The following is a 25,876-nucleotide window of genomic DNA, read 5'->3' on the forward strand; positions in this document are numbered from 1 at the left end:
TAACGATCAGCCCGTTAACAAGAACATTTCCCGTTAAAATGAAAAAAGCCGCAAATTATGCGGCTTAGAGCAAACTAAATATCTTTCGTTGTCCGTGCGGCTTTGACATGTTTGAGCTGGGCTACGATAATGACGCTGATGATGACCAGCAGAAACCACGAGCTGATCTTACCGAAGCCAACCAGCTGCCAGCCTTGGTGCTGATCGGGATATTTCCAAGCATTAAAGAATGTAGCGATATTTTCGGCTAACCAGATAAAAAAACCTACAATGAAAAAAGCGAGCGTCAAGGGCATTCGATAAGTAACGGTCCGTACCCGGTAGATGATCCATGTTTTCCAAAAGACAATCAGGACAAGCCCCGTCAGCCACCACCGAAAATCAGGAATAAAATGATGCGTGAAAAAGTTCAAATAGATGGCTCCTCCCAGCAATCCGGAAGAAGCAAGCCCCGGCCAGCCGGTCATATCCATCCGCAGTCTGCGCCATACCTGACACATATAGCTTGCTACGCTTGCATACATAAAGCCGCTATAGAGCGGGACGCCGAACAGCTTCGTAAACCCGGGCTCGGGATATGACCACGATCCCATCCTTACCTTGTAGATTTCCAGCAGCAAACCGATTATATGAAATACGCAAATCACTTTAATTTCATCGCGTGTTTCCAATCGGCTGCGGTACATCAAATATTGCACAGCAAGCAGGATAACAAGAATGGCATCGTAACGGTAAAGGAAGGGAATCTCGATGACGCCGGAAAGGAACAACGTTCCAAAGATCGCAACGGGAAATATGCAGCTCATCGCCTGATGATAGCCAAAATGCAATAGTTGGGTTATTGATTTCATTCAAGTGATCTCCCCTTAGCGCCTTATGCGCCGGGCGACTCTTCATCCTCTCCTTGATCGTCTTCGTCGCTTTTGTATTCCAAAATATCTCCGGGCTGACAATCCAAAGCCTTGCAAATAGCCTCTAAAGTGGATAAACGAATCGCTTTTGCCTTTCCGTTTTTCAATATAGACAGATTCGCCATCGTGATTCCGACCCTGTCCGAAAGCTCGGTGACGCTCATTTTTCTTCTTGCCAGCATCACGTCAATATTGATTATAATGGCCATGTCGTTCACCTCAGATCGTTAAGTCGTTTTCGGATTTGATTTCAATTGCCTCTTTTAATAGCTTCTGGAGAACGGCGGCAAAAACGGCGATGACCATGGAGGCAAAAATGATGACCATACCGATGACTATGATACCCGGAGCATCGTCCATCTCCGCCATCAGATAAAAAAGCGGCATGCCCGCTGCATATAAGCCGCTGATGGCGATTGCGCAGTATTTGATTTTCTTTAAAGCCTGTACGGATAATTCCGAGAAAGCTTTGTTCTTGTCAATATAGCTCAATAGCTTAAAAGCTTGATAAAGCGCAAAGTAAAAAGGGATCGCCGCTGCGTACAAATCGATTAACACGAGATATTTGATATACGGATGATCCGGATACAATTCTGCCGCAAAATTAGCTATCTCCGGCACCGCAAATATGCACAAAGCAAGAACCGGGATTCCAATAACAATAACCGCTACCTTTAAAAAGAGTGTTGTTCCTCGTTCCATGAAAGGCACCTCACTAAGTTTTAGTCCATTCGAATTTAACACAGAATTTATCGTTTTACAATATATTTTGATTGTTTTAGGATATGTTCTTATTGTTTTGTCTATTCCCGTAAGGCTAAACCAACCTCCTCCTAAGTTAAAAAAGCCGACCCGTTAAGGTCGGCTGAAGGTTATTAGGTCTTGACTTCTCAACTTCCGTCTTGCGAAAACGGGAGCCGCTGCCGCCCGGCAAACTGCTCCCGAGATTTACCGTTATCCAAATACACAGCATCCTGGCATGGCTTCGATACCAAGCAGACTCGCTGCCTCGGCGGCTAGTTCGCCTTGAACGTCTTGCCGCCATGCCCTCCCGAGAAGCCGGCCGCTTGCCCCGCACCCGGCTCGGGCACCCGCATAAGAATGACGATCCCAACGATGAATAAGATAACGAGGCTGAATACGCCCATGCTCGTATGCCCGGTAAGCTGCGCGGTTGCGCCGACGAGGAAGGGTCCGAGAATCGAAGCGAACTTGTCGAAAATATTATAAAACCCGAAATAACGGTTGGCGTTCTCCTTCGGCACCATCCGCGCGAAATAAGCCCGGCTCAGCGCCTGGATGCCGCCTTGCGAGGTGGCGACCATCATCGCAAGCACCCAGAAATCGAACGCCGACTTCATGAAATACGCGTAGATACATACGACGATATAGACGCAGATGCCGACGTATAGCATGATTTTGCCCGAGAACCGATCCGCCAGACGCCCGTACAACATCGCGAACGGAGCAGCGACGACTTGCGTGACGAACAAGATGATAAGCAGGTCCGTCGATCCGATGCCGAGATCGGTCCCATAGGCGGTCGACATCGTAATGATCGTCCCGACGCCGTCGATGTAGAAAAAATAAGCGAGCAAAAAAAGGAAAATCGCCCGATGCCGTTTGATTTGTTTTAAGGTTTCGTAAAGCCGCTTGAAGCTGTTCGCGACGATGCGGGGCTCGCGGTTCAAGTAATGCTTCTGCCGTACGTTGCGGAGCATGGGCAGAGTGAACACGCCCCACCAGAGGGCCGTAATGAAGAACGCGATTTGGCTCGCCGCCGTAACGGAGATCGGCAGAACCCCTTGCTGGGCAAGAACAATGATCGCGATGCTGATTATAAAAGGAATCGTACTCCCTATATACCCGATCGCAAATCCGCGGGCAGAGACCTTGTTCATCCGTCCGTCGTCGGTGACGTCCACGAGGAAGGCGTCGTAGAACACATTGGAGCCCGCCGAGCCAATGGCGATGAACATATAACAGACAAGCAGCAGCTCCCAGCTGTCGTTCGGAATAAACGCGAGAAGCGCGGTGGCGACGATGCCAAGCAAGCTGAAGCCGGCGAAAAACGTTTTTTTGAATCCTTGATAATCGGCGATTGTCCCCAATACCGGGCCTAGCAAAGCAAGAATAAACGTCGAGATCGAAATCGCATATCCCAGGTAAGCCGTAGAATTCGCGGCGCTAACGCCGGCGTCCTCGGCCGCCGCTTTGTAGAAGAGGGGGAAGACGGCCGTCGAAATGATAATGGAATAGGCGGAATGCCCCCAGTCGTACCATATCCAGCTTTTTTCTTCCTTCGAAAATGACCTCATAAGCTTGGCCTCCTGAATGAACCGATTGTTCTTATTGTATAGGAAATGTTGACTTCCGGGCGCAAAGAACAAAAAATTTACAAAAAGCCGGTTCGCCAAGCGGACTTGCATTTTTGCCAAACGGATTCTTGACTTCTCTTAGATGGTCATAAAGAAGGCGGGATGCCGGCCTATTGCTCCTTCTATCGTTCGACTATCGTCTCCATATAATATATAGGGTTACGATTTAAGATGAGTATTAAAGAATGCCTGAACAACTTCCATCGTCTGCGGCTGCGTAAATCCGTCGTGCCCGGCTCCTTTAGAACCAATCGACAACGGCTTGCACATTGGCTTGATCCTCTTCGCTTCCCATAGCCTCCAGACCTGCGAGCAGCGCTAGATGCGCACCCGACGAGTCTCCCCATAAACCTACTTTATCCGGATTAATATTGTATTCGGAAGCATGACTCTTAAGATAACGTATCGCTGCCTTTACATCATCAAGCTGTGCCGGAAATAGATCTTGTGAGCTAAGGCGATATTGAACGCTGGCGACGACAAAGCCGTTTTCGGCAAATTCGGATAACTGAGGAATGAAAGCAAATATGTCTTGCTCGCTCCACCCCCACCCGCATCCTTGCAAATAAATAATAAGCGGATAAGTTTCTTTGTTTCCTTCACGGTTAAATAACGCATCCATCGGATTTCGGTACACAAGCAGGTTTAACTTTAAGGGCGTTTGCCCGCCGTCCGAATACACGATATTGGGAATTAATTGAACGTAGGAGTTCCGATCTTGGTCCCAGTTTAACTCTTTAATTTCTGCTTCAAAATGATTAGTCATTTGGCATGCTCCTTTTATTTTTTTGAGAAGGGTTTTAGTTGTAAACAACTTTATTACAACGAAGATAAAAAAATTATGCTTCCAAAGAAGCATTCTTTTTTTGTTTAATGAGGTCCGTAATCTCCTCTAACGATACATGACGCAATACATCTTCCATTGCGTGCTGCGCTTTTAACAAAAAAACGCCTAAAACCTCATGGATATTCGAGCCGACCCAGCACATCGGATTAGGATTCTCATGGGAATGAAAAAGCCCGTTATCGTCAACCACATCAACCGCTTGATAAATATCATAAAGCGATATGACCGAAGGTTCTTTTAATAAATAAGCCCCGCCTGTTCCGCGTTTCACGCCAATTATTCCAGCCTTTTTGAGTAAGCCGCTAATCTGGCGAATAATGACCGCATTCGTGTTGACACTATCCGCTATCTGCTCCGATGTGAGCTGATCCGTAAGCACATGAATTAGCGACAACATATGTACAGCTATCGTGAATCGGCTGCTGATTCTCATTAAACCACCCTCTCGTTGTAATAATAATATTTACAACCGAAGGTTTTGTCAATAGGCTGGCCTGCGGCCGAAACGTTTGACATTAAACACAACCCCTCTTTCATCCCGGCAATAAACCCAAATAAAAAAACGCTCCTGACAACAACGTGTCAGAAGCGGAGCGACCTAACGCTTACACTTAGTTTAATCTCTTCTCCAGTCGTACTCCATAATATTTGCAGCTTTTCTAGCTCTATCTTCGCCCAGTAATTTTCCTACAACATACAACGCAGCATCCATGCCGGCGGAGACTCCGGCGGATAATACGATTTTCCCGTTATCAACATAGCGGGCTTCTTCAACTATTTCAGTAGAAGCAGGTACAAGATCCCTTAATTCATGAATAGCCAAACGATTTGTTGTCACTTTTAAACCATCTAATAATTTGGATTTTGCTGCAATCAAGGCTCCAGTACAGACCGACAGTATGATTTCTGCATCATTGGATACTTCTCGAACCCAGCTCGTAATCGTTTCATTGTTCATTTCTTGTCTTGAACCCCAACCTCCAGGAATCACCAATATGTCTGGTTTAGGACAGTTAGCGATCGTATAAGCTGGATTAATGCTCAGACCTCCCACCGCCTGTATCGGAGCGTCTTTTTCCGCCACAGTGTAAACTTTAAAGTCTTGCCCTCTATTGCTTCCTGCAATAAAAACTTCAAACGGTCCTGCAAAATCCAAAGGTTCGACCTGTTCAAAAATGAATACTGCTACATTCCTTGCTTGCCGTACCTGTTCCATATCATCATCTCCCATAAAATAAATAAAAGCATTCGGTCCAAGACCAAACGCTTTGCCCAGGCGTACGGCATATGAAATATGTGCTCCCCCGCGGTTCTCCACGTTTACGCCAGTAACACATACCAAAAATTTACTTCATTATAATCTGAAAATTTATACAAATCAAGCAATTTTATTACGGAGCTCCAAATTGTTGGCCTTCTCAATGATAACAACCCTTAAATCAAAAAAAGCCGCATTAAACGCGGCTTTGAATGAAAGTGTTTTTGACTCCCGGCACTTCGCGCGGAGACTCATCGAATATAGAATCTAATCCTTCGACATAGATCATATTACTTGTCATCCAATCCTTTTCCATCCAGAATATGCGCGATATATTTTTCAACCCTTGACTCTCGGGTTTTGGATTGCTTGGGTGAAGAAAAATGCAGAATGTATGCTCTTTGCCGTCCCGGCGTCAATGCTTCAAAAGCCGTTTTTAAGTCGGGGATTTCAACGAATTTGTTTTGTAATTCTTCAGGTATGATGTATTCCGTATTCTTTTTATAGTTCACTTGCAAACCGGCTTTCTCGACCGCAATGGCTTCATCAATATAGGCTTTCAAGATTAGCTGCATTTCATCTATAGCTTGGACATTGGTGAACCGAATCTGGCGCGCCGCCTGGACATTCTCCGTTTGTTGGACTAGGATCCCATGGGGATCTTTTAACAATGCGCCTTTGTGAAACAGAAGCGCGCAGTAATCCTTAAAACCATGGATCAAAACGATGTTTTTATCTTCAAACGTGTAGCAAGGATGCATCCACTTAAAATCCTCCGTCAGCCCGCAGTCGAGAACGATTTCTCTCAATAGCTCGAATTCTTCCTTCCATTTCTTAAGCTTGTTAAAATAGGGATCAATCTTAGGATTCCTTTCACCTTGCATCATCAAGGGACTCCCTTCTGTTTATTGTTTCATGAGTACCAGTTTTGTTGACTCTATGATATGACACCATTTGGTGACATATCGATTGTACGACACCATATGGTGTCTTGTCAACAGCGTTTGAAGATGTCATGTTGCAATTGGCAGCCTGGTTTGCTCATAACTAGACTATGTTAAATGCTAATGTTGATTTATGACCATAAGAAAACCGCTTTTGTGATAAGGCGGTTAATTGAGCTATCGTTCCTACGTTAGTTTAACGTCGAGGCTTCATACACCTTTGTCTCATCACCAGTGAAGATGAATGCATTAGTAATATGAATCCAGCCGTATTTCTCATAATATCCGTTTAAATCTGTACAAAGAGAAAGTTTGCTGTGACCCTTTTTTTCCGTTTCTTGAAGAGCATGCTTCATTAATTGGGACCCTATTTTCCGTCCTCTTTGTTCTGGTGATACGTATAAACAAGCAAGCCACGGAAATATATCTTGCCGAGAAAACAAATCATTACGCAATAATGCGTATGTACCAATAATTGATTCGTTTTTTATCGCTATATAAAAGCTTGGCTTTCAAAATAATCGGGCTTATTTTTTAATTCATAAACCTCTACCATTACATTCTCCCTTTCCTGTTTTTGAATAGCTCATTAAATTTCCACATTCTACATGATTATATCAAATTTGGTTCCTAATTATGGGAAGAGTATTATTATAACTAATCTGCCCGTTTAACAAGAATAAGCACCATAGAAGCGGTCCATCCATTTCTTCAAACGGTTGTGATAACGGTTCACATTTTGATGTGGTATACGCCTTTCACATGTTGTTACGAAATAAGTTATAGGGGTAACCCCACCGGTTTACTCACAACCGCTTTTCCCCTAAAATGAACTTATTGTGCCAAACGGTGGTGATGAAGATGAAACTCGACCGATTGCTTGCGATGACGATGCTGCTGCTAAACCACAAGCGCATCAGCGCCAAAGATCTCGCCGAACGGTTCGATGTTTCCCTGCGGACGGTGTACCGCGACATGGAAACGATTCAGTGCGCCGGAATTCCTGTTGTCTCCTATGCCGGCGCTTCCGGCGGTTACGAGGTAATGGAGCAGTACCGGTTGGATCGGCAGTTCCTGTCGTTCGACGAACTGAACACCATCGTCATCGCCTTGCGCGGGGTCAAGCCGACCTTTGAGGATGGGGAAATCGAGCATTTGCTGGACAAGGTCGGAGCCCTGCTGGCCAAATCCGAACGGGAACGCGCAGAAGATGTGTCCTCCGTCCTGCAGATCGACATCAATCCATGGAGCCGCAACACCGCAGACAAAGAGAAACTGGCATCCCTGCGTGAAGCGATCCGATACCGCAGGATCATCCGCTTCGCCTACACGAGTACGGAAGGCGACCGCTCCTCGCGCTCCTTGGAACCCATACGCCTCGTGTTGAAAGGCTACAACTGGTACGTGTACGGATATTGTCTGCTTCGCCGGGACTACCGGATTTTCAAGCTGTCTCGGATCAAAGAACTGGAGGTTTCCCCCGAAACTTTCGTACCCAGGCCGGATGCGGCTCCGGCGGAACCGCTGCGTTGGGATCACGGCGAAAGTTCCGAGCCTTTGCTTCATCTGGTCCTGCATTTTGAGCCAAGATCGCGGGCCAAGGTCGAGGATTATTTTGATCAAGAGGAAATTGCCGATTTACCCGACGGGTCGATGTGCGTCAGATGCCTCCGCCCGGATGAACCGTGGCTGTACAGTTTCTTGCTTGGGTTCGGGACAGGCGTCAAAGTGCTCGAGCCTGCTCAAGCTGCGTCGAAACTCCGTCAGAAAGCGATGGAAATTATAAAGCTGTATCCGGAACACTGACAGACTGATGTCAGCGGAGCCCTCTTATAATGGATTTGTGCAACACCAATCATAAGGAGGATCCGAAACGATGTTTAAAACAATTGAAGAATTTGCGGCGGAGTGGAGCTACGAAACGGCATTAACCGCCAGCCTCATGGCCGCCATGACGGACGAATCCCTGAATGAGCGGATCGGTACGGAAAACCGCACGCTCGGACGACTGGCTTCCCATCTGGTCGTTTCCATTCACGAAATGCTCACCCGCACCGGACTGAAGTTCGAATGTCCAGTCGATTACGAGCACATACCGGTTTCGGCATCGTCCATCACGGAAGCCTACAAGAAGGTCAGCGAAGCGATGCTCGAGGCCGTTCGCGCTCAATGGAACGACGAAACGCTGTTGGAGCAGCACAACATGTATGGCGAAGAATGGTCCAACGCGTTTACGCTTCGCCTCCTCATCCAGCACGAGGTCCATCACCGGGGCCAAATGACCGTGCTGTTGCGCCAGGCCGGACTCCGGATTCCGGGCATGTACGGACCGACGATGGAAGAATGGAGCGAGTGGGGCATGGAAGTTCCGGTTGTATGAATGAAGGCGAAAGATCTTAATGCGGACATGTAATATACCCCCTTACAGCGGCAGATTTTTATTATTTATCCTGTCTGCTGTAAGGGGGTATATTATGTTGTCGGCAGCCTGGCATCATATGTCTCATACATTCTAATAAGCACAATTTTAAAAACAATAAAAACTGGGTTTAGTTTCGTGCTGCCAAGTTTCAGTTCGCAGCTAGAGTAATCTTCGGCGTAGTTGAATCATGCTAAAATTAATCTAATAGCCTTCTATAAATTCTTTTTCTGAATGACTCAATTTTTTCACGAAGTAAAATGGAAAGTAATACTCCCTGCAGAGTACCGATCAACAAGCTAATTAATGATAACGGAAACCCAATGAATAACAGCAAAATACCGGCTCCATAATCATCTTCAACCTCATGGTTTGGCTCAAGAATAGAATTTCGACCAATTATAAATAGAATCATGAAAATAACATAAAGGGCTATGTTTGTTAAAGTTACTATCCATTTACCTTGAGCAGTTATTGCAGTTAGAACGACATTAACAAGCATAATTAATAAAAATAAGATACTGATGATAAGGATATCCGGATTATTAAGCAAGCAAAAAAGAAGTACCCAAGTCATACCAACGTGAATCAATGGGGCTATACATAATTCAATCAATCGAAACAAAACATCACGTCCAATCAAGTCCTGAATTGAACATTTTCACTTATTCTTCCTGACCATCAAACTATCCTGTCGTAATGAAAGAAAGGAACAGTAGGCAAATATCTCTTCTCAAATATCAAGTATCTTTTTGATAACTATCTTTCAGCATTTGCACATAAATCTTTCTTCTCTTCTCTGCAATATCCCTTACGGACTGCAGCCTTGTGATTTGTTGTTCTAAATTTTCGACATGTCGGTCTAAAATTTCAATACGTTGGCGTAATATACTTTCATGCGATTCTACAGGTTCGTCTTGCGTTAATAGACAACCGTCTTCTGCAAAAACTGCAATGTCCCCTAATTTCATCCCTGTTTGTTTGAGTCCATCTATGAATTGGATAAATCGAAGATCAGCATCATCGTAACGTCGAACATTGCTCCCAGATTGACGCTGTGGCTCAGGAATCAATCCGATTGATTCATAGTATCTCAAAGTAGAAGCTGTTATGCCAGTCAATTTAGATACCTCACCAATTGAGTACATTGGACTTTCGAAACCTTCTTTCGTCACTCATTTACCAAAACAACTTTTCCTATAGCTATGGACTTCTCAAACAATTCATGTGCCCGGTAAGCTTCTCGCAATGGGATTCGGTGCGAGATCAATGGATTGATTTTTCCTTCCTCTAATAGGGAAAGGACAAGCTGAACATCCTCCTGGAACCAGGCCAGCCTTTCTTTTTTTAGCGAAGTTATGGTGTATAGATAGACAGGGTTACCGTTCTCCGTAGTTTGTTGCTCAGCTAAACCTTCCCAATTTTTCGCCCAATCTTTCGGGTCTCCTTCCTCTAGGATGGAGGTATTGCCGAATATCACCAATCTGCCGTTCTTGCTTAAGGTTTGAATGGACCGTTTATAGTTTTCTCCTCCGATCGAATCAAACACAACATCTATACCTTCTGGAGCCTTGAGGCGAAGCACATCCACAAAATCTTCAACGCGATAGTCGATTGGTGTTGCACCAAAATGCGTAACGATAGGGTGTTTAGCTTTAGAAGCAGTACCGTACATTCTTAACTTAGCAAGCTTTCCAAGCTCCAGTAGGGCAATTCCAACCCCACCGCTTGCTCCATGGATAAGAATTCGTTCTTCTTCCGATACTTTCGCAATACGATGGAGCATTTGGTACGCAGTGACATAATTTAGTATGACAGCAACCTCAAGGGAGGAATCGATATGTGCCGGAACGGGGAAAACTTCATCCAACTGAGCGTACACATAAGCTGCGTATCCGCCAGTGCCGTTAAAAAACACACCAACCTTTTGCCCTTTTAAATATTCTCCTACCCCCTCACCGACCTCATCAACTACACCGACCGCATCGTATCCCGGTGTAAATGGCAGAGATAGCGGGAATGGAAACTTACCCGCTCGTCTTACAATATCCCCAAGAGCGACCCCTGAACTTTGTACTTTAACACGGACTTCCCCTTTTAAGGGTAAGCGTAACGGTTCTTCAACTAATGCAAGGACATCTGGTCCTCCGTATTTGGTTACGATCACGCGTGTATTCAACATAGGAACCTCACCTCAATAAAAATAGTTGATTCCTTCATTCTATTAGTTAAAGTTAACTTGAAGTCAACAGGGTCCATTGCGCGGGACAAAGAAATTTTGTACTTTACTCTAAACTATCGGTTACGGCACCTTTAGATGCAGAGGAAACCAGTCTTGCATACTTGGCCAGTACGCCCGAATTTACTTTGAGCGGAGGCTGTACCCATGCTTGCGCCCGAGCGGCCAACTCCTCTTCTGTCACTTGAAACATAATCTGCTGCGTTTCGCTGTCGATGGTGATCATGTCCCCGTTCCTCAGCAACGCAATCGGTCCCCCTACCTGCGCTTCGGGCGATACATGGCCGACTACGAATCCATGCGAGCCGCCTGAGAACCTGCCGTCCGTAATAAGGGCAACCTCCCCGCCAAGACCCTTCCCTACAATCAATGCGGTAACGGACAGCATCTCCGGCATACCTGGCCCGCCCTTAGGGCCGCAATAGCGAATTACCAATACATCCCCTTTTTGAATTTCATCTCTCAAAATGGCTTCCGTTGCGTCTTCCTCGCTGTCATACACCTTTGCCGGTCCGACAAACCGCAGCTTCTTCATACCTGACATTTTGGCAACGGCGCCTTCCGGGGCGAGGTTACCTCTAAGCACAACCAAGGGTCCGTTCGGCTTTAGAGGCATGTTCAATGGACGAATAATCTCCTGATCTTTTTGCAGCGGGGCCGCTTCGGCGAGATTCTCTGCCAAGGTCTTACCTGTCACCGTGAGGCAATCGCCGTGAAGAAGACCTTCAGCGAGCAATAACTTCATGACGCCAGGAATGCCGCCAATTTCGTTCAAATCCTGCATGGCATGTCGGCCGCTTGGCTTCAGATCTGCCAAATGAGGAACACGCAGGCGGATCCGCTCAAAATCGTCTAAGGTTAGATCGACGCCTACCGAATGCGCAATGGCGAGCAAGTGCAGGAACGCATTTGTTGAACCTCCCAAAGCCATCACAACCGTAATCGCATTTTCAAACGCTTTTTTCGACATAATGTCTTTAGGGTAGATCTCCTGTTCCAGCAGCGATATGACCTGTTTACCGGCCGCAATACATTCTGCCGCTTTATCAGGCGAAATGGCCGGCGTAGAGGAGGAACCGGGAAGGCTCATGCCCATTGCTTCTGCCGCTGCGGCCATTGTATTGGCGGTGTACATGCCGCCGCACGATCCGGGACCCGGGCAGACGCTGCATTCTACCTTATGAAGCTGTTCATCCGTCATTTTTCCGTCATGATATTGGCCGACCGCTTCGAAAGCCGTAACGATATCGACGTCTTTACCGTCGAGATTGCCGGGTTGAATCGTGCCTCCGTAAACGTAAACGGAAGGAATATTCATCCGTCCGATAGCCATCAGACAGGCAGGCGTGTTTTTGTCGCATCCGCCGATTGCCACAAGTCCGTCAAAGCGCTCGGCCCCTGCTACAATTTCAATAGAATCCGCAATGGCTTCCCTGCTTGGCAGCGAGAACAGCATGCCTTCATGCCCCATGGATATACCGTCTGATACTGTAATCGTATTAAAAACTAGCGGAGCGCCGCCATGGTTGCGCACCCCTTCCTTGGCTTGAAAGGCCAATTCATTGATATGCATATTGCACGGGGTTACCTCGCTCCAAGTACTGGCTACGCCAATCATCGGTTTTTTGAAATCCTCATCTGTAAAACCAACGGCCCGAAGCATCGCTCTGTTCGGTACCCGGTTGACACCCTCGCTGATGACCTTGCTGCGAATACGAAGATCTTTTCCGTTCGCCATCGTGTTCCTCACCCCTGTTTGTTTAAAGTAATTCGTGCAACTCCTGCATCGGGCGGATGAAATTTTGCTTCATCATTGCCCGAGCGAGACCGCTGTCGTTCTTCTCGAAAGCTGAAATAATCGAAGCGTGCTCATCGACTGAAGCTTGTGCCGCAGTAATCGGCTGCTTTAAGAACACGTATTTGAAGCGCCGGATATGAATCTGAAGCGATGAGCTGAATGTAGCGATATAAGGATTGTCCGAAAGTTCCACGATAAGGTTATGAAACTGTTCGTCCGCCTCCATCGCTTGATAAGCTTGACCGCTCTTAATGAAACTTGCAAAATCCAGATTAATTGCTCGCAGTTGTTCGATTTGCTCCGGAACAATAATTTTTGCGGTAACTTCAGCCGCTAAAGCCTGAAGAGCCGCCATCGTTGAATACATCTTGAAGATGTCGTCCTTCTCAATTTCCGTTACTTTTGTTTCTTTTCCAGGATGCGTGGAAACGAGCCCTTGTACTTCAAGCAGCTGAAACGCTTCTCGAATAGGCGTGCGGCTTACGCCAAGCGACTCCGCCAATTCAGCGTCAATAAGTTTTTCCCCGGGCTGCAGCGTACCGTCGATAATCCATCGTTGAATTTGCGAGAAGGCTCTTTCTTTTGCGGACATCCGTGCAGGCGAGACAAAATTTTTAGGTACTGGCATTGTTTTCACCCTTTTTTGTTTTCCTATATGCAATATATCGCATACTTATATTGAATGCAAGAAGCATTATCTGATTCAATAATTTGCCCCAAAAAATAAAGCCGCCATATTCTGAAATGATCCCCTCACTGTTAGACACGACTGACAATGGGGCCCATTCCATCCTATTGACCGGCTTGGCTTCTTTATTCAGCTATCGCTCCCCGTTAACTACTTTCTAGGTTGTGTTCCTGTGTAGCCATGCAGATACTGTAGTTCTTAGGCACTTTACGCCACAAAACTAACTCGTAGAACTAAGTATCTACTCTACTTGGTTCGCGATTGTAATTCTTCAACTTGGACGATTCGTGAAGATCCACAGCAACAGCGCTATTGCGCTTACGCCTGCTCCTAGCCAACATACCCCCGCCCAACCGGCATAGTCGTATAGACTTGTAGAAGCAATTGAACCAATGGCACTCCCGATGGAATAGAAAATCATATATGCTGCGGTAAGCCTGCTGCGAGCTTCAGGACGGACTCTCAAAATCATGCTTTGGTTCGTAACGTGTATGGCTTGAACCGCAAGGTCAAGAAGAATTATGCCGGCAACAAGAGCGGCAAGAGATTGCTTGGTATAACTGATCGGCAGCCACGAGACGACTAATAAGACGAGCGCTATTCCCGTTGTTTGTTGTCCCAGGCCACTGTCAGCCAAACGTCCGGCTCTAGTCGCCCCCAGTGCCCCGGCAACCCCAACGAGACCGAAAGCTCCAATCACCGAATGCGAGAGTGATAACGGAGGCATGCTGAGCGGCAAAACTAGCGAGGTCCAAAAAACGCTGAAGGCAGTAAAGATTAACAATCCGAACAAAGAGCGAATACGCAGAACGCGTTCCTCTCTATACAATACAAAGACCGATTGTAGCAGCTGGATATAGGTCAGCGATGCTTTGCGTTGTTCTTGCGGTAAAAACCGAAGAAGCATCAATGAAATAACAAGCAAGCATACTGCGGAGACAAGATAGACCGAACGCCAGCCCGCGAGATCGGTTAATACCCCTGCAGCAAATCTCGCAAGCAAAATGCCGATTATGATGCCGCTGGTTACGAGTCCAATGATCCGCCCCCGATCAGAAGGGGCGGCTAAGGTTGCGGCATAAGCCACGAGTGTTTGCGTAACAACGGCCATCATTCCTACGACCGCCAAGCCCGAGAACAATACACCAACTACCGGGGCGAGAGCGATGATGACGAGGGCGATTACGGACAAGAACATTTGCCCGGGGATCAGCCAGCGCCGATTCATCAAATCTCCGAGAGGGACAAGCAACAAGAGGCCTAACGCATAAAAACCTTGTGTGACTGTAATAACGATTCCCACGGACGAACGCTCAATATCAAATTCGCTTAAAATGGCGTCTAGAAGGGGGTGTGCGTAATACACATTTGCGACAGCCAGCCCGCATGCTATGGCGAACAATAACGCTAAGCCGCGTGATATTACAGCAGGCTGAGGCTGGCGAATGGAATCCGATCGCTGTTTTATTGCATCCACTGCAGCTTCCTTGCTGGATTTAACCTTTACCAACTTCTCATCACACTCCATCCCATCGTTTTGTGTACAGATCAGTATATTATACCGATTGGTAAAATAAAAGTATGAACTAAAAATACCCCTTGATTTTCGTGTAGTCAAGAGGTATTTTAAGTGCATTTGACAACTCAATTGCTTGGTAATATGATTTATATCATACCAATCAGTATAGTAAGGGGGGGGGAGAATCCATGGTTCGACTTCGGGAGTTTGATAAAGAGGAAGCCCTTCATGCCGCGATACGCGTGTTTTGGGAAAAAGGCTTTGAGGCAGCATCATTAAACGATCTGACGTCGGCAATGGGCATTCAGCGGCCTAGCCTTTATTTAGCTTTTGGGGATAAAGAACAACTCTTTGAGCACGCCTTACGCAAGTACACGCAATGGCATGCCTCCAACGTTAGGTCGAAACTTAACAGTAAATCTTCTGTCAGGGATGCTTTCTATTCGTATTTTACAGATTTGGTTGATGAAGCGTACCAAGGGAAAGTCAGCCTGGGATGCTTTTGTATAAATACGATGGTAGAACTTGCGCCAAAGAATGAGAAATTTGCGATCATTACACGAGAACATCAAATGTATCTGGCTGTCTTGTTTCAGGAAACGATTGAACGGGGGATTCAAACTGGAGAACTTAATAACGAAACAAATGCCAAGGCTTTAGCTCAAAGTTTAGTGGTCTCATTAATTGGAATTACTGTTATGTTGAAGGCACGGCCGGATCGATTATTTATCGATAATGCGGTTGCTGCAGCAATAAGGCTGCTCTAAGAGTGGCATAGGTGCAACAAAGCGAAGCGGGTGCATTGTAAGTTGTGGGGATCATCGGTTCAGCGGCATATTAATTGCCGGGCAGTTGGATGCCGCGCCAACCGCTTACATCGCATTGGCCATATTCATTATCGCCCACAGCAACCACCGTTCCGTCCGATTTAAGGCCGAGAGTATGAGCGCAGCCCGCTGCAACCGCCACAATATCGCGCCAATCACTTACATTGCATTGGCCGTACTCATTCCAACCCACAGCCGCCACCGTTCCGTCCGATTTAAGGCCGACGGTATGATGACTACCCGCCGCTATCGCCACAATACCGCGCCAGCCGCTTACATCGCATTGGTCATGTTTATTCAAACCAACAGCCGCTACCGTTCCGTCCGATTTAAGACCGACGGTATGAAGGTAACCCGCCGCTGCCGCCACAATGTCGCGCCAGCCGCTTACATTGCATTGGCCATACCGATTATTGCCCACAGCCGTGACCGTACCGTCCGATTTAAGACCGACGGTATGCCAGTCACCCGCCGCGACCGCCACTATATCGCGCCAGCCGCTTACATTGCATTCACCTTCATTATTTCGGCCAACTGCCACCACCGTGCCATCCGATTTAAGCCCTACGGTACGACACCAACCCGCCGTAACCGCCACAATATCGCGCCAGTCGTATACATCGCATTGGTCATGCTTATTCCAACCCACAGCCGCCACCGTGCCGTCCGTTTTAAGACCGATTGTATGAGCATTACCCGTGTTCGTCGCCATATGAACATTACCCGCAGCGACCGACGCAATATCGCGCCAGCCGCTTACATCACATTGGCCGTATTTATTATCACCCGCAGCCGTCACCGTACCGTCAGATTTAAGCCCAACGGTATGACGACGGCCCGCCGCTATGGTCTCTTTAGGCCACCGTTTCACCTTTAACGCCGCTTCTTTCGGTGAAGTGTAATCCATGTTTTACCTCCTTAGCTTTAAGGAAACCGCTAGTGTTTGGATTCCTGATGCGATAATTCCATTGCATCTTCCCTGCGTCGCTTTTTCTTCCGTCCAAGCGAACACACTCATGTTCAACTTGTCTTTTTTGAGTATATCATTCCTTGAGCTATCGTGCCCTGTTCGTTCAACAAAGAACGGCAGCTTTAGTTTCCGGATAACGTTGTTAATACTACGAATAACACAAGCCATAATCGGTAAACTAAATGGCAGAAATATCCTCAATACGTTACCAGAGTTGATCTTATCCTTGCTTATGTACCAAGTTTGGTTAAATAATAAGTCAAAATTCCGGACGGTAATGATGAATAAAATTTCCAGTTACCAACTATTTGCGGTTACTTTTATTTTCCAAGTGGGCACGACGATTATATTTGGCTTTGGTGGCCAAGCCGGCCGGGATGCCTGGATTGGCGAGCTCGTTTCCTGCTGCTTGGGCTTGCTTGTCATTATGAGCTATATCGCCTTAATGCGGATGAATCCCGGATTAACCTTAGTCCAATGGTTTCCCGCGCAGCTAGGGCTCTGGATCGGAACGCCCGTTGCCTTTCTTTATCCGCTAATGTTTTTGTATATTGTAGGACGGATTATTGGAGATATTAGGGATATGGTTTCAACGGCCATATTGCCGAACACGCCGCTTATCGTCGTAACAACGATATTTACAGTCATCATTGCCTTTTGCGTATATGATGGCATCGAAGGCGTTTCTCGGCTGGGTGAATTGTTCCTTCCCATGGTCTTGATCATTTTTTCTATAGAGGTTGTTCTTCTTGCCAATTCTGGCGTATTGCATTTCCGAAATATGCTGCCTATTTTGGAGAATGGCTGGCAGCCTGTCTGGAAAGTTGTTTATCCTTCGGGGGTTACGCAATCCTTAGGGGAGACGCTTGTGCTTGCCATGTTCTGGTCGGAGACGAAACAGACGGATAAAGTGATGAAGATTACCGTTCTGGCTACCCTGCTGTCCGGAATGATCATAACCTGCTTTGATGTATTGGCCATTTTAGTTTTTGGAGACATGTTTTCGGGCTTTCTGTACCCGCTTTACACCCTGCTGAGCGTGATTAGCATCGGAAAATTCATTGAAAACATACAAATGCTCGGCGTCCTTTATTTTTTGATGACTGCGCTTTTAAAAAGCGTCGTCCTGATGCTTGCGGCGGTAAAAGGGGTTCAGCAATTAACGAAGATGAAGAGTTACCGCGTTCTTGTCATCCCGGCATGCGCCATCGCGCTATTGCTAGGATTAACGATGTCCCGAAACATTGCCGAGCACATTTATCGTCATCACTTCGAAATAATGGTGCCCTATTTGTGGGTACCTTTGCTGTTAATTTTACCTGGGCTTCTTCTCGTTGTTGCGTGGTTTCGGCAGCTGATGAAATGAATCTTCATTTTATGGTCTCGAATCGGAAACGCCCGTCAAATCGTCGCGAACCGGAGTAAGATTGGAGTAAAAATATTTCATTATTTATGAATCTTATAATTGGAAGGTTGTAAAAAAATGATGGATGGCATGATGATGGATCGTTCGATGATGTTCATGATGTGCATCATGATGTTCATCGGGACGATCGTCGTTATATTGATTCTTGGAACAACCGTTTACGTTGTTGTTCGATTACTAATGATGAAGAGCCGTGTCGTGGATCGTCCCTTAATGATATTAAAGGAACGGTACGTCAAAGGCGAAATGAATGATGATGAGTATTTACGAATGAGAAAAGTCATCAACCCATAACAAAGAAGCCTGGCTTATCGCTAGGCTCCTTTTTTTATAAATAAAGTCGAGAGTGCCCGGCGAAGCGACCTTTTAGCCGTTCCTTCGTTATCACCGGTCAATATGACAATCTGGTTCACTTCAGCATGTTGCAGCGCGGCAAGAGCTTTTACCGAAGTATCGTGGACCGCTTAGGCAACACCTATTACACCTAATAGCGCTTCTTTTGTTCCAACAATGACAATCGTCTGCCCTTCCTGCTGCAACGATAAGATCATTATACATTTGCATACCTATTTTCTGGGTAAGGAAGACCTAAATTCCCTCTTAACGTGCGGGATTCATATTCCCTTCGGAATATTCCTTTTTCCTGCAGGATCGGTACGACCAAATCAATAAAATCATCAATTCCCGAAGGATGTTCTTGTCTCAGGAGCAATAAGTCCATTACGCCCGTTTGATGCCAATACGCAATCATATCGGCTACGGTCTTTGCAGATCCAAAAAATGGGGGCTTAGGAATACGATACCCTGAAGGGGATAACCTTTGCAACTCCTGAAACTTTTCATCTGCCTCAGCTTCTGTACTTCCAACGATGATGTGTTGTGTCGGCATGATCAACAGGTCTTCCGGCGAGCGTCCCGCAAGGACTACCCTTCTTCTTAGCTCCTCACTAAATCGCTTGGCATAATTGTAATCATCCCCATTGACAAGTACGCCTTCAGCATGTTTGGATGCGATATTCATAAACGTTTCAGATGTACCCGCTTGAAAGATGACGGGTCTTCCTTGCGGAGAACGACTAATATTTAGTGGACCGTCTACAGAAAAGTACTTTCCTCTATAGTTCAAGGGGTGCATCTTTCTAGGATTGAAGAAGATACCGCTCTCTTTATCACGTATAAAAGCATCATCTTCATACGAATCCCATAAACCTTCTACAATTTCCAGAAACTCTTTATTCATGGGATATAAATCATCTTTTGACAAATGCCTTCTGCTGTAGTTAGCCAAGCCTCCAGGATTCGAAGTAATCGCGTTCCATGCCGCTCGCCCGTTGCTAATTTTATCGAGAGAGGCCATCTGTCTAGCCACTGTAAATGGATCGGCGTAAGATGTGGCGATCGTTGCAGCAAGCCCTATATGGCTGGTTACCATACTGAGTGCGGATAGTATCGTTACACCTTCAAACATACTTAGATAATGCGGAATATTTCCTGGCCCTATATGGCTTACATCCGCTAAAAAAACCATATCGAATTTGCCTTCTTCAGCTCGTATTGCCTTCTTCACATAAAAATCCACACTTTCGCTTGCATTGGCAGGCATGTTAGGATGGCGCCATGACGTATAACTCCAACCGACTCCATCGACAATAACGCCGATCTTTAGTTGTTTATTCTTTTGCATTTTACCTCTCCTTTCTGTTAAGGCCAAATTCTTTAGCCAATAACTCAAGGGCTTTTAACCTTGCAATCTGTTCGGGGTAAAAATCGGCGATCATAATTTCGTCAATCCATGCTTCTTTTGCCTTTTCCCGTGCCAGTTTCGGGGCCAAGTGTGCAGCGAATGCGAATCCGAACTATTCAGCTTAAATGTTGCCTTATTCCTGTAAATGCGGCAGTTTCAATAGCGCTAAGAAGTTTATGCTGACGTAAGGCATGTGCAAAATCCGTGATCGTATATGTCCCTTCACGCAAGTCCTTGGCGAACTGTTCATAAATTCGCGCCGTATTACCAGGCATACCCGTCGGTAGATGATTACCGAAGTAAGATTCGGGAATCGTTAAATCTTGTACATGGTTCTCTTGATTACGCCCGCCTTGCAACTTTAATTCCGCTAATTGGGTATGGCCAGTTGGAGCAATTAAGACCAGATCACCTTTTGTACCGTTAATTTCCCAGCGCATATTTTCACCACGGGATACTCCGCCGCGATAAAAGACGGAGACAGCCGTGCCATCCGTCAACGTCCCCATAATCGATACATGGTTGGGTGAAGTGAAGGGAATAACGCTATTCGTGTCTCCAATTACGGCTTCGGTTTGATTGGATACCAATTCCGCCGACAGGGTCGAGAAATCGCCCAGCAAGTATTGTAGAGCGTCAAGAGTATGCATGACCGGAACCGAGAGAAGCGTTACTCCGTTTGCCTTATCATAGACGTATGAATTCAAACGATCGGTAACTCCCGTCCAGCCGATGCCTGAACCAACAAGCGTCGTACCAAGAACATCGCCAATGTAACCCTCTGAGATGAGGTCTCTTGCATAGCGAATGACGGGACTATAACGTGCTTGTAAGCCCACAATTGTGCGCACTCCTGACGCTTCTACGCGTTTTGTCAATTCTTCTGCTTCCTTTAAGCCATTGGCGAGCGGCCATTCCGAGAAAACCATCTTTCCCGCATCAAGCGCAGCTGAAATAATTTCATGATGATAGGGAACCTTTACCGTAACAACAACCAAGTCAACGCCGGGATGGTTAATTAAGTCCAGATGATTGTCGAATCCGGGAACGCCAAACTTCTTCTCAGCTTCTTTTGCAGTCGTTAAACGGCTTGTGCTAACAGCTCTCAATTCGTAATCACCCGATAGCGCTTTAATCGAAGGGATGTGTGCATTAACCGCCCAGCTGTACGGATTTGAGGGGCTTGCACCAATAATGCCAACACCAATTTTTTGTTTATTCATCATAACGAATTGTCTCCTCCTTTATGGTTTGCAAATGATTAGTTTGCTAAACAATTATTTAAATTTTTTTCTGAACCAATTAATTAGTATGCTAAACAAAATCAAAGAAAAGGAGAGATTATTAAAACAAATTACTCTCCATTTGCTTCATAAGTCTCCGTAAAAGCAGCCGTTCTTCCGTTGAAATCGATTTTAGCAACTTATCTTGATGCTGCTGCCATATCCTTCGAACCGGCTCTTCAAGTTCTTTGCCTTTGTCGGTTAGATAAATACGCATTACTCGTGCATCTTTCTCATCGCGCTTACGATAAATAAATCCGTTTTGCTCAAGGGATTTAACCATATTGGTTATGGTCGGCGGTTCACAATTCAAATGTTGGCTAAGCTGCATTTGTGTAATGCCGTCACCTGACCATAATCGGTAGAGTAAATTATCTTGTCCGACATATAGGTTTAGTTCTCTTAGACTTTCGCTGTAATCTCGTCTCATTCTTGCCGAAAGTTTATCGAACAACTCACGAATCTCACAATCAACCTTTGTCTCCATTGCTATTCTCAGCCTTTATCATCGATTTTATTTAGCAGGCTAAATATATCACGTTTGTATCCGGCTGTCAAACTTACACTCGCCCCAGAAAAAGTCATGCCTTGCCCATTAATCATATTGTTTTTCGTTATATTTCCGAATATTCGTCTGCTGCAGTTCATTCAACTATACATCTTCTGTATCGTGACTCTTTTAGATCGATTTTATCCACCTGTTTACAAATTGACAATTATCGGTTTCGTTATCCTGTCCGTTAGCTTAACGCCATCTGCAAAAAAAATCCTCAGAGCCCTGGGCTCTAAGGAATTTTTCTTCTTAAAATATCCGCTTCGTCGCCTGATAATCCTTAATGATCTCCACCGCTTCGCGGAAGCGCATCGAATGGACGACCTCGCGCTCGCGCAGAAACTTCAAGCTGTCTTGCAGGTCCACGTCGTCGGTCATGTCGATCAGCCACTGATACGTCGCTCTCGCCTTCTCCTCGGCCGCGATATCCTCGTACAGATCGGCCAGCGGATCGCCTTTCGCCTGTATGTACGAAGCCGTCCACGGCACGCCGCCCGCGTTCTCGTAATACAGCGCGTTGTCGTGGTTCGCGTAATGCGGACCGAGACCTGCCTCGATCATCATTTGCGGCGTCGCGTCCTTCGTCAGCTTGAACACCATCGTGGCGATCATCTCGAGATGGGCGAATTCCTCCGTCCCGATATCCGTAAGCAAGCCGATGACTTTGTCCGGGATCGAATAACGCTGGTTCAAGTAGCGAAGCGCAGCGGACAATTCGCCGTCCGCGCCGCCGTATTGCTCGATCAGATAACGGGCCATTCGCGGATCGCATTTACTGACCCTAACAGGGTATTGCAATTTCTTTTCATATACCCACATGCGCCGAACCCCTCCATCCCATCAAGAAGATAGTCGTCTCCCCAGCCTTTTGCGGCTATACTTGCCACGGCCATGGCGCTTCGGACCATTGCCACGGGTAGCGGGAGAAGCTGCGAAATTGAAGCAACGGCCCATACTGCAGCTCAAATTGATGCGCGATCGTTTGCCGTTGCTGCGCCAAATAGTTGTATTGCTGCAAAGCCTTCAAGTCTTGCGGATGCGTATCCAGATACAGCGTCAGCTCCACGAGTGCGAAGTCGACTTGCTGGAGCTCCAACAGCTTGGCGTAATATTGTTCGTCCAGGACAACCTTGTGCTCATGGTCGGGATAATCGTACCCATCCTTCTTCTCCTGCTTCAGATCATTCATCTCGCGGCACCCCCATTCCGAATTTGGACTGGTACGGACTGTACAAAGCCGGCCACAACGTGCCAAGCTTGAGCGCCTCCGGAAGCGAGAACTGCGGCAAATCGGGCGGTTGAAAATCCATATATTGGTTAGGCGGAACGACGTATGATTTTACTTTAATAGGAGGGCATGGATCAAACGGCCCGATAATCGGCTTCCAGAAGCGCAACTGGCTGTCGTCATACTTGTACTGATTCATCCCAGGTACCTCCCCGTACATGCAAGTCGCGAACCGCGCAAGAAACGCGATTCCGTACGTTCTACCATATGCCGGTCATCGCGAACAAATGATACAAAAAAAGAACGATTGCCCAAAAAGGACAAACCGTTCTTGTACGAATCGGATGGCTACAGTTTGATTTTGAATTGGAACAGCCCCGCTTTGCGGGCCGCGTTATAAATAATGACAACAAGAGGACCGAGAAAGACGCCGATGACGCCGACAAGCTTGAGCCCCACGTATAAGCTGATTAACGCGGGCAGCGCGCCGATCCCGACCGCATCGCCAAGTATTTTCGGTTCGACGATTCGCCGGAACACCGTAATGAACAGAAAGAGCGCAAACAACCCGAAGCCCGTAAAATAATCGCCGGTGACCAGCAAATAGACGCCCCACGGCACAAGAACGGTGCCCGTGCCGAGAATCGGCAGGATGTCGACGATTACGATCAGCAGGGCAATGGCCATCGCGTATTTCACGTCCAGAATGAGGAGCCCCAGCAGCGAAATGACATAGGTAAGAGAGCTGATAATAATTTGCGACCGCAAAAAACCGAATATCGATTTGCGCAAGTTGTTCATCACGTCTTCGACTTGAGGGCGCGATGCCGGATCGAACAGCGACAGAATGGAGTGCTTCATCGTATCCAGACTAAAGCTGAACATATAAACGGCGACCAGAAACACGATGAAAAAAATAAACATGTTCGGAATGCCCGACGCAAAAGCGAACAACGAATTGGACAACGTACCGACAAGCCCCGTTACCCAATCCGTTAAGCTGGTCAGCCAGTCGTCGATCTGGGCGACCGTTTCGGGCGGCAGCGTCCGGTACATCGTTTCCGCTTGGTCCATCAGCGATTTGACGAAATTGCTCGCGTTCTCGAAATATTGGGGAGCTCTCTTGGCGTATGCGATCAACTCCCCGATGATTTTGACGCCGAGCAGCGCGATAAGCCCGATTAACACGATAAGAAACAACGTGCAGGACACCGTAGCGGATACGATCCGGTTCCACTTAAACCTCTTGATGAAAAACAGGGTGAGCGGTTCAAGAAAAATGGCCACGATAAGCGCGAGCAGAAACGGCGCCCCGACCGTAAACAGCAGGTAGAGCAGAAACAGCCCTACCGCTGTCCACACCAATGGTTTAAGCGACATGTAGCATCTCCTTTACCCGTTAAATCTGAATGGGGACGAAAGGATAAGCGTGCGCTTATACTTTCTTAATTTCAATGCAATTCCTTGGGGCCGTCTGTTTCCGGATTAGGTTCCTTCTCCGGGGTGTCTTTGTAAATATGTACGCGCATGACGCGCAGCCGCTGCGTCTCGGCGACTTCAAACGTATAGCCGCCGTGGCTGATTTTTTTCCCTTTAACCGGATTGCCTTCGAGCCGTGAGAACAACCAGCCGCCGATCGTATCCACGTCCTCGTCTTCGATATCAAGCTGGAGAAGGCTGTTGACGTCCTCGATCAGCATCCGTCCTTCCACGGATGTAATGTCTCCCTTTACTACAATACTCGGAAGCTCGTCATCAAATTCATCGTGAATTTCGCCGACGATTTCCTCCAGGATCATTTCCGTCGTCAGCAGCCCGGCCGTACCGCCATATTCGTCGACCACGATCGCCAGCTGCGAAGCTTTGCGCTGCATCAGCTTCAGCACGTCGCTTATTTCCATCGATTCCGGAACGCTAAGAATCGGCCTCAGAAACTTCTCCAAGCTCTGCTCTTCGTCCGGATCGGCGGTCAGCAGATCGGTAATGTGGACGAAGCCGATGATTTGATCCTTGTCCTCCACACCGACCGGGTACCGGGTATGCTTCGTTGCATACACATGCTTCATACTCTCGGCAAAAGGCTGGCTGGTCAGCAAACAGTCCATATCGGTCCGGGGCAGCATCACCTCGCGCGCCAGCCGGTCCGAAAATTCGAATATATTATCGAACAGCTTCATTTCGTCGCTGTCGATAATGCCGCTTTGCGCGCTTTGGTTCATCAGAATCCGGATCTCTTCCTCCGTATGCGCGCCTTCGGCCTCGCCTGCCGGCTTCACGCCAAATAGGCGAATGAACCGGTTTGCCGCGCCGTTCAGCAGCCAGATCGCGGGGTAAAAAACTTTGTGGAAGACGAGAAGCGGCGCCGACAGCCAAAGCGACGCTTGCTCCGATTTTTGGATGGCGAGCGATTTTGGAGCCAGCTCGCCAAGCACGATATGCAGAAACGTGATCACGATGAATCCGACCGCAACCGAGATGGCGGAGGAAGCTACCTCGTCGTGGAAGCCGAACTGATGCAGCAGCGGCTCTACGATCAGATGCGAGATGGCCGGCTCGCCTACCCAGCCGAGACCAAGCGAAGCAAGCGTGATGCCAAGCTGCGTCGCCGACAGATACGCGTCCAGCTTCCGGTTGACCTTAAGCGCGTAGCGGGCGCGCTTATTGCCTTCGTTGACAAGCTGGGTCAGCCGGCTTTCCCTTACTTTGACCAAGCTGAATTCCGCCGCGACAAAAAAGCCGTTGGCGAGCACCAATAAAATAACGACAAAGATATTCCAAGCGATTTTCCCAGGCAGAAACTCGGTATACGCGATAGCGAGTGGATAACCCAAAGCAAGCTCTCTC

Annotated in this window: 29 protein-coding genes, 1 pseudogene and 1 riboswitch; of the genes and pseudogenes, 5 read left to right on the top strand and 25 right to left on the bottom strand. The window is 47.1% G+C overall.

Annotated features, from left to right (window positions below; all coding sequences use genetic code 11):
- Nucleotides 1-74 precede the first annotated feature (74 nt).
- The 9 genes from ACFSW5_RS01555 to ACFSW5_RS01595 form a co-directional block, all read right to left on the bottom strand.
- Entirely contained in the window at nucleotides 75-851 is a 777-nt protein-coding gene (locus ACFSW5_RS01555) for a DUF817 domain-containing protein (RefSeq protein WP_379268984.1), read from the bottom strand.
- Between the two features lie 23 nt (nucleotides 852-874).
- Complete coding sequence (locus tag ACFSW5_RS01560; protein ID WP_379268986.1) at nucleotides 875-1,120, bottom strand: helix-turn-helix domain-containing protein; 246 nt, start codon at nucleotides 1,118-1,120, stop codon at nucleotides 875-877.
- A 10-nt stretch (nucleotides 1,121-1,130) separates the two neighbouring features.
- Complete coding sequence (locus ACFSW5_RS01565) at nucleotides 1,131-1,613, bottom strand: DUF2975 domain-containing protein (RefSeq protein WP_379268988.1); 483 nt, start codon at nucleotides 1,611-1,613, stop codon at nucleotides 1,131-1,133.
- 314 nt (nucleotides 1,614-1,927) lie between these two features.
- Nucleotides 1,928-3,229 (bottom strand): MFS transporter, encoded by a 1,302-nt coding sequence (locus ACFSW5_RS01570; RefSeq protein WP_379268990.1) that lies wholly within the window; start codon nucleotides 3,227-3,229, stop codon nucleotides 1,928-1,930.
- Between the two features lie 301 nt (nucleotides 3,230-3,530).
- On the bottom strand, nucleotides 3,531-4,055 hold the full coding sequence (locus tag ACFSW5_RS01575; protein WP_379268992.1) for an alpha/beta hydrolase fold domain-containing protein: 525 nt from the start codon (nucleotides 4,053-4,055) through the stop codon (nucleotides 3,531-3,533).
- 73 nt (nucleotides 4,056-4,128) lie between these two features.
- A complete protein-coding gene (locus tag ACFSW5_RS01580) occupies nucleotides 4,129-4,569 on the bottom strand; it encodes an Rrf2 family transcriptional regulator (protein ID WP_379268995.1) in 441 nt (146 codons plus the stop codon).
- A gap of 183 nt (nucleotides 4,570-4,752) precedes the next feature.
- Nucleotides 4,753-5,352: a DJ-1/PfpI family protein gene (locus ACFSW5_RS01585; protein WP_379268997.1), complete on the bottom strand. Its 600-nt coding sequence runs from the start codon at nucleotides 5,350-5,352 to the stop codon at nucleotides 4,753-4,755.
- Between the two features lie 47 nt (nucleotides 5,353-5,399).
- Nucleotides 5,400-5,479, bottom strand: a riboswitch (ZMP/ZTP riboswitch).
- A gap of 205 nt (nucleotides 5,480-5,684) precedes the next feature.
- Nucleotides 5,685-6,281: a YdeI/OmpD-associated family protein gene (locus ACFSW5_RS01590; protein WP_379268999.1), complete on the bottom strand. Its 597-nt coding sequence runs from the start codon at nucleotides 6,279-6,281 to the stop codon at nucleotides 5,685-5,687.
- 248 nt (nucleotides 6,282-6,529) lie between these two features.
- Nucleotides 6,530-6,835: a GNAT family N-acetyltransferase gene (locus tag ACFSW5_RS01595; protein ID WP_379269803.1), complete on the bottom strand. Its 306-nt coding sequence runs from the start codon at nucleotides 6,833-6,835 to the stop codon at nucleotides 6,530-6,532.
- A 364-nt stretch (nucleotides 6,836-7,199) separates the two neighbouring features.
- On the opposite strand from ACFSW5_RS01595, the gene ACFSW5_RS01600 reads away from it, so the two are divergent.
- Together ACFSW5_RS01600 and ACFSW5_RS01605 are read left to right on the top strand one after the other, a co-directional pair.
- Nucleotides 7,200-8,144 (top strand): helix-turn-helix transcriptional regulator, encoded by a 945-nt coding sequence (locus ACFSW5_RS01600; RefSeq protein ID WP_379269001.1) that lies wholly within the window; start codon nucleotides 7,200-7,202, stop codon nucleotides 8,142-8,144.
- Nucleotides 8,145-8,214: 70 nt separating this feature from the next.
- Nucleotides 8,215-8,718 carry a DinB family protein gene (locus ACFSW5_RS01605; protein ID WP_379269003.1) on the top strand — a complete coding sequence of 168 codons (504 nt, stop codon included), beginning with the start codon at nucleotides 8,215-8,217 and terminating at the stop codon, nucleotides 8,716-8,718.
- Nucleotides 8,719-8,956: 238 nt separating this feature from the next.
- On the opposite strand, the gene ACFSW5_RS01610 is transcribed toward ACFSW5_RS01605, so the two are convergent.
- From ACFSW5_RS01610 to ACFSW5_RS01635, 6 genes are all read right to left on the bottom strand, one after another.
- Complete coding sequence (locus ACFSW5_RS01610) at nucleotides 8,957-9,382, bottom strand: hypothetical protein (protein ID WP_379269005.1); 426 nt, start codon at nucleotides 9,380-9,382, stop codon at nucleotides 8,957-8,959.
- Between the two features lie 115 nt (nucleotides 9,383-9,497).
- A complete protein-coding gene (locus ACFSW5_RS01615; protein WP_379269007.1) occupies nucleotides 9,498-9,905 on the bottom strand; it encodes a MerR family transcriptional regulator in 408 nt (135 codons plus the stop codon).
- A 23-nt stretch (nucleotides 9,906-9,928) separates the two neighbouring features.
- Nucleotides 9,929-10,939, bottom strand: a complete 1,011-nt coding sequence (locus ACFSW5_RS01620; protein ID WP_379269010.1) for a medium chain dehydrogenase/reductase family protein — start codon at nucleotides 10,937-10,939, stop codon at nucleotides 9,929-9,931.
- Nucleotides 10,940-11,042: 103 nt separating this feature from the next.
- The gene (gene ilvD, locus ACFSW5_RS01625) at nucleotides 11,043-12,734 is read right to left on the bottom strand and encodes a dihydroxy-acid dehydratase (protein ID WP_379269012.1); all 1,692 of its coding nucleotides are present in this window, start codon (nucleotides 12,732-12,734) and stop codon (nucleotides 11,043-11,045) included.
- A 22-nt stretch (nucleotides 12,735-12,756) separates the two neighbouring features.
- Nucleotides 12,757-13,422: a GntR family transcriptional regulator gene (locus ACFSW5_RS01630; RefSeq protein WP_379269805.1), complete on the bottom strand. Its 666-nt coding sequence runs from the start codon at nucleotides 13,420-13,422 to the stop codon at nucleotides 12,757-12,759.
- Nucleotides 13,423-13,753: 331 nt separating this feature from the next.
- Nucleotides 13,754-15,010, bottom strand: a complete 1,257-nt coding sequence (locus ACFSW5_RS01635; protein ID WP_379269807.1) for an MFS transporter — start codon at nucleotides 15,008-15,010, stop codon at nucleotides 13,754-13,756.
- Nucleotides 15,011-15,189: 179 nt separating this feature from the next.
- Here ACFSW5_RS01635 and ACFSW5_RS01640 point away from each other — a divergent pair, with 179 nt between their 5' ends.
- Nucleotides 15,190-15,768, top strand: a complete 579-nt coding sequence (locus ACFSW5_RS01640) for a TetR/AcrR family transcriptional regulator (protein WP_379269015.1) — start codon at nucleotides 15,190-15,192, stop codon at nucleotides 15,766-15,768.
- A gap of 70 nt (nucleotides 15,769-15,838) precedes the next feature.
- Here ACFSW5_RS01640 and ACFSW5_RS01645 read toward each other — a convergent pair whose 3' ends face one another.
- Nucleotides 15,839-16,735, bottom strand: coding sequence for an RCC1 domain-containing protein (locus ACFSW5_RS01645; protein ID WP_379269017.1), 897 nt, complete (start codon nucleotides 16,733-16,735; stop codon nucleotides 15,839-15,841).
- Nucleotides 16,736-16,747: 12 nt separating this feature from the next.
- Nucleotides 16,748-16,966 (bottom strand): annotated as a pseudogene (locus ACFSW5_RS01650) (hypothetical protein); the annotation flags it as partial.
- 112 nt (nucleotides 16,967-17,078) lie between these two features.
- Here ACFSW5_RS01650 and ACFSW5_RS01655 point away from each other — a divergent pair.
- Together ACFSW5_RS01655 and ACFSW5_RS01660 are read left to right on the top strand one after the other, a co-directional pair.
- Nucleotides 17,079-18,164 (top strand): GerAB/ArcD/ProY family transporter, encoded by a 1,086-nt coding sequence (locus ACFSW5_RS01655; RefSeq protein ID WP_379269019.1) that lies wholly within the window; start codon nucleotides 17,079-17,081, stop codon nucleotides 18,162-18,164.
- Nucleotides 18,165-18,281: 117 nt separating this feature from the next.
- A complete protein-coding gene (locus ACFSW5_RS01660; protein ID WP_379269021.1) occupies nucleotides 18,282-18,518 on the top strand; it encodes an SHOCT domain-containing protein in 237 nt (78 codons plus the stop codon).
- A 256-nt stretch (nucleotides 18,519-18,774) separates the two neighbouring features.
- On the opposite strand, the gene ACFSW5_RS01665 is transcribed toward ACFSW5_RS01660, so the two are convergent.
- The 8 genes from ACFSW5_RS01665 to ACFSW5_RS01700 all read right to left on the bottom strand — a co-directional run bounded on the left by ACFSW5_RS01665 (nucleotide 18,775) and on the right by ACFSW5_RS01700 (nucleotide 25,863).
- Nucleotides 18,775-19,908, bottom strand: a complete 1,134-nt coding sequence (locus ACFSW5_RS01665) for an NtaA/DmoA family FMN-dependent monooxygenase (RefSeq protein WP_379269024.1) — start codon at nucleotides 19,906-19,908, stop codon at nucleotides 18,775-18,777.
- Nucleotides 19,909-20,084: 176 nt separating this feature from the next.
- Nucleotides 20,085-21,194, bottom strand: coding sequence for a Gfo/Idh/MocA family protein (locus ACFSW5_RS01670; RefSeq protein ID WP_379269027.1), 1,110 nt, complete (start codon nucleotides 21,192-21,194; stop codon nucleotides 20,085-20,087).
- Between the two features lie 118 nt (nucleotides 21,195-21,312).
- Entirely contained in the window at nucleotides 21,313-21,738 is a 426-nt protein-coding gene (locus ACFSW5_RS01675; protein ID WP_379269029.1) for a MarR family winged helix-turn-helix transcriptional regulator, read from the bottom strand.
- Between the two features lie 315 nt (nucleotides 21,739-22,053).
- Complete coding sequence (locus tag ACFSW5_RS01680; protein WP_379269031.1) at nucleotides 22,054-22,623, bottom strand: manganese catalase family protein; 570 nt, start codon at nucleotides 22,621-22,623, stop codon at nucleotides 22,054-22,056.
- 55 nt (nucleotides 22,624-22,678) lie between these two features.
- The gene (locus ACFSW5_RS01685) at nucleotides 22,679-22,993 is read right to left on the bottom strand and encodes a spore coat protein CotJB (RefSeq protein ID WP_379269034.1); all 315 of its coding nucleotides are present in this window, start codon (nucleotides 22,991-22,993) and stop codon (nucleotides 22,679-22,681) included.
- Nucleotides 22,986-23,231, bottom strand: a complete 246-nt coding sequence (locus ACFSW5_RS01690) for a spore coat associated protein CotJA (RefSeq protein WP_379269036.1) — start codon at nucleotides 23,229-23,231, stop codon at nucleotides 22,986-22,988. Before ACFSW5_RS01690 ends, ACFSW5_RS01685 begins: the two co-directional genes overlap by 8 nt.
- Nucleotides 23,232-23,380: 149 nt before the next feature.
- Nucleotides 23,381-24,412, bottom strand: coding sequence for a sporulation integral membrane protein YtvI (ytvI, locus tag ACFSW5_RS01695; protein ID WP_379269039.1), 1,032 nt, complete (start codon nucleotides 24,410-24,412; stop codon nucleotides 23,381-23,383).
- A gap of 71 nt (nucleotides 24,413-24,483) precedes the next feature.
- The gene (locus tag ACFSW5_RS01700) at nucleotides 24,484-25,863 is read right to left on the bottom strand and encodes a hemolysin family protein (RefSeq protein WP_379269041.1); all 1,380 of its coding nucleotides are present in this window, start codon (nucleotides 25,861-25,863) and stop codon (nucleotides 24,484-24,486) included.
- Nucleotides 25,864-25,876: the final 13 nt, after the last annotated feature.

It is taken from the genome of Paenibacillus thailandensis, assembly GCF_042685365.1.
Lineage (GTDB): Bacteria > Bacillota > Bacilli > Paenibacillales > Paenibacillaceae > Paenibacillus_AP > Paenibacillus_AP thailandensis.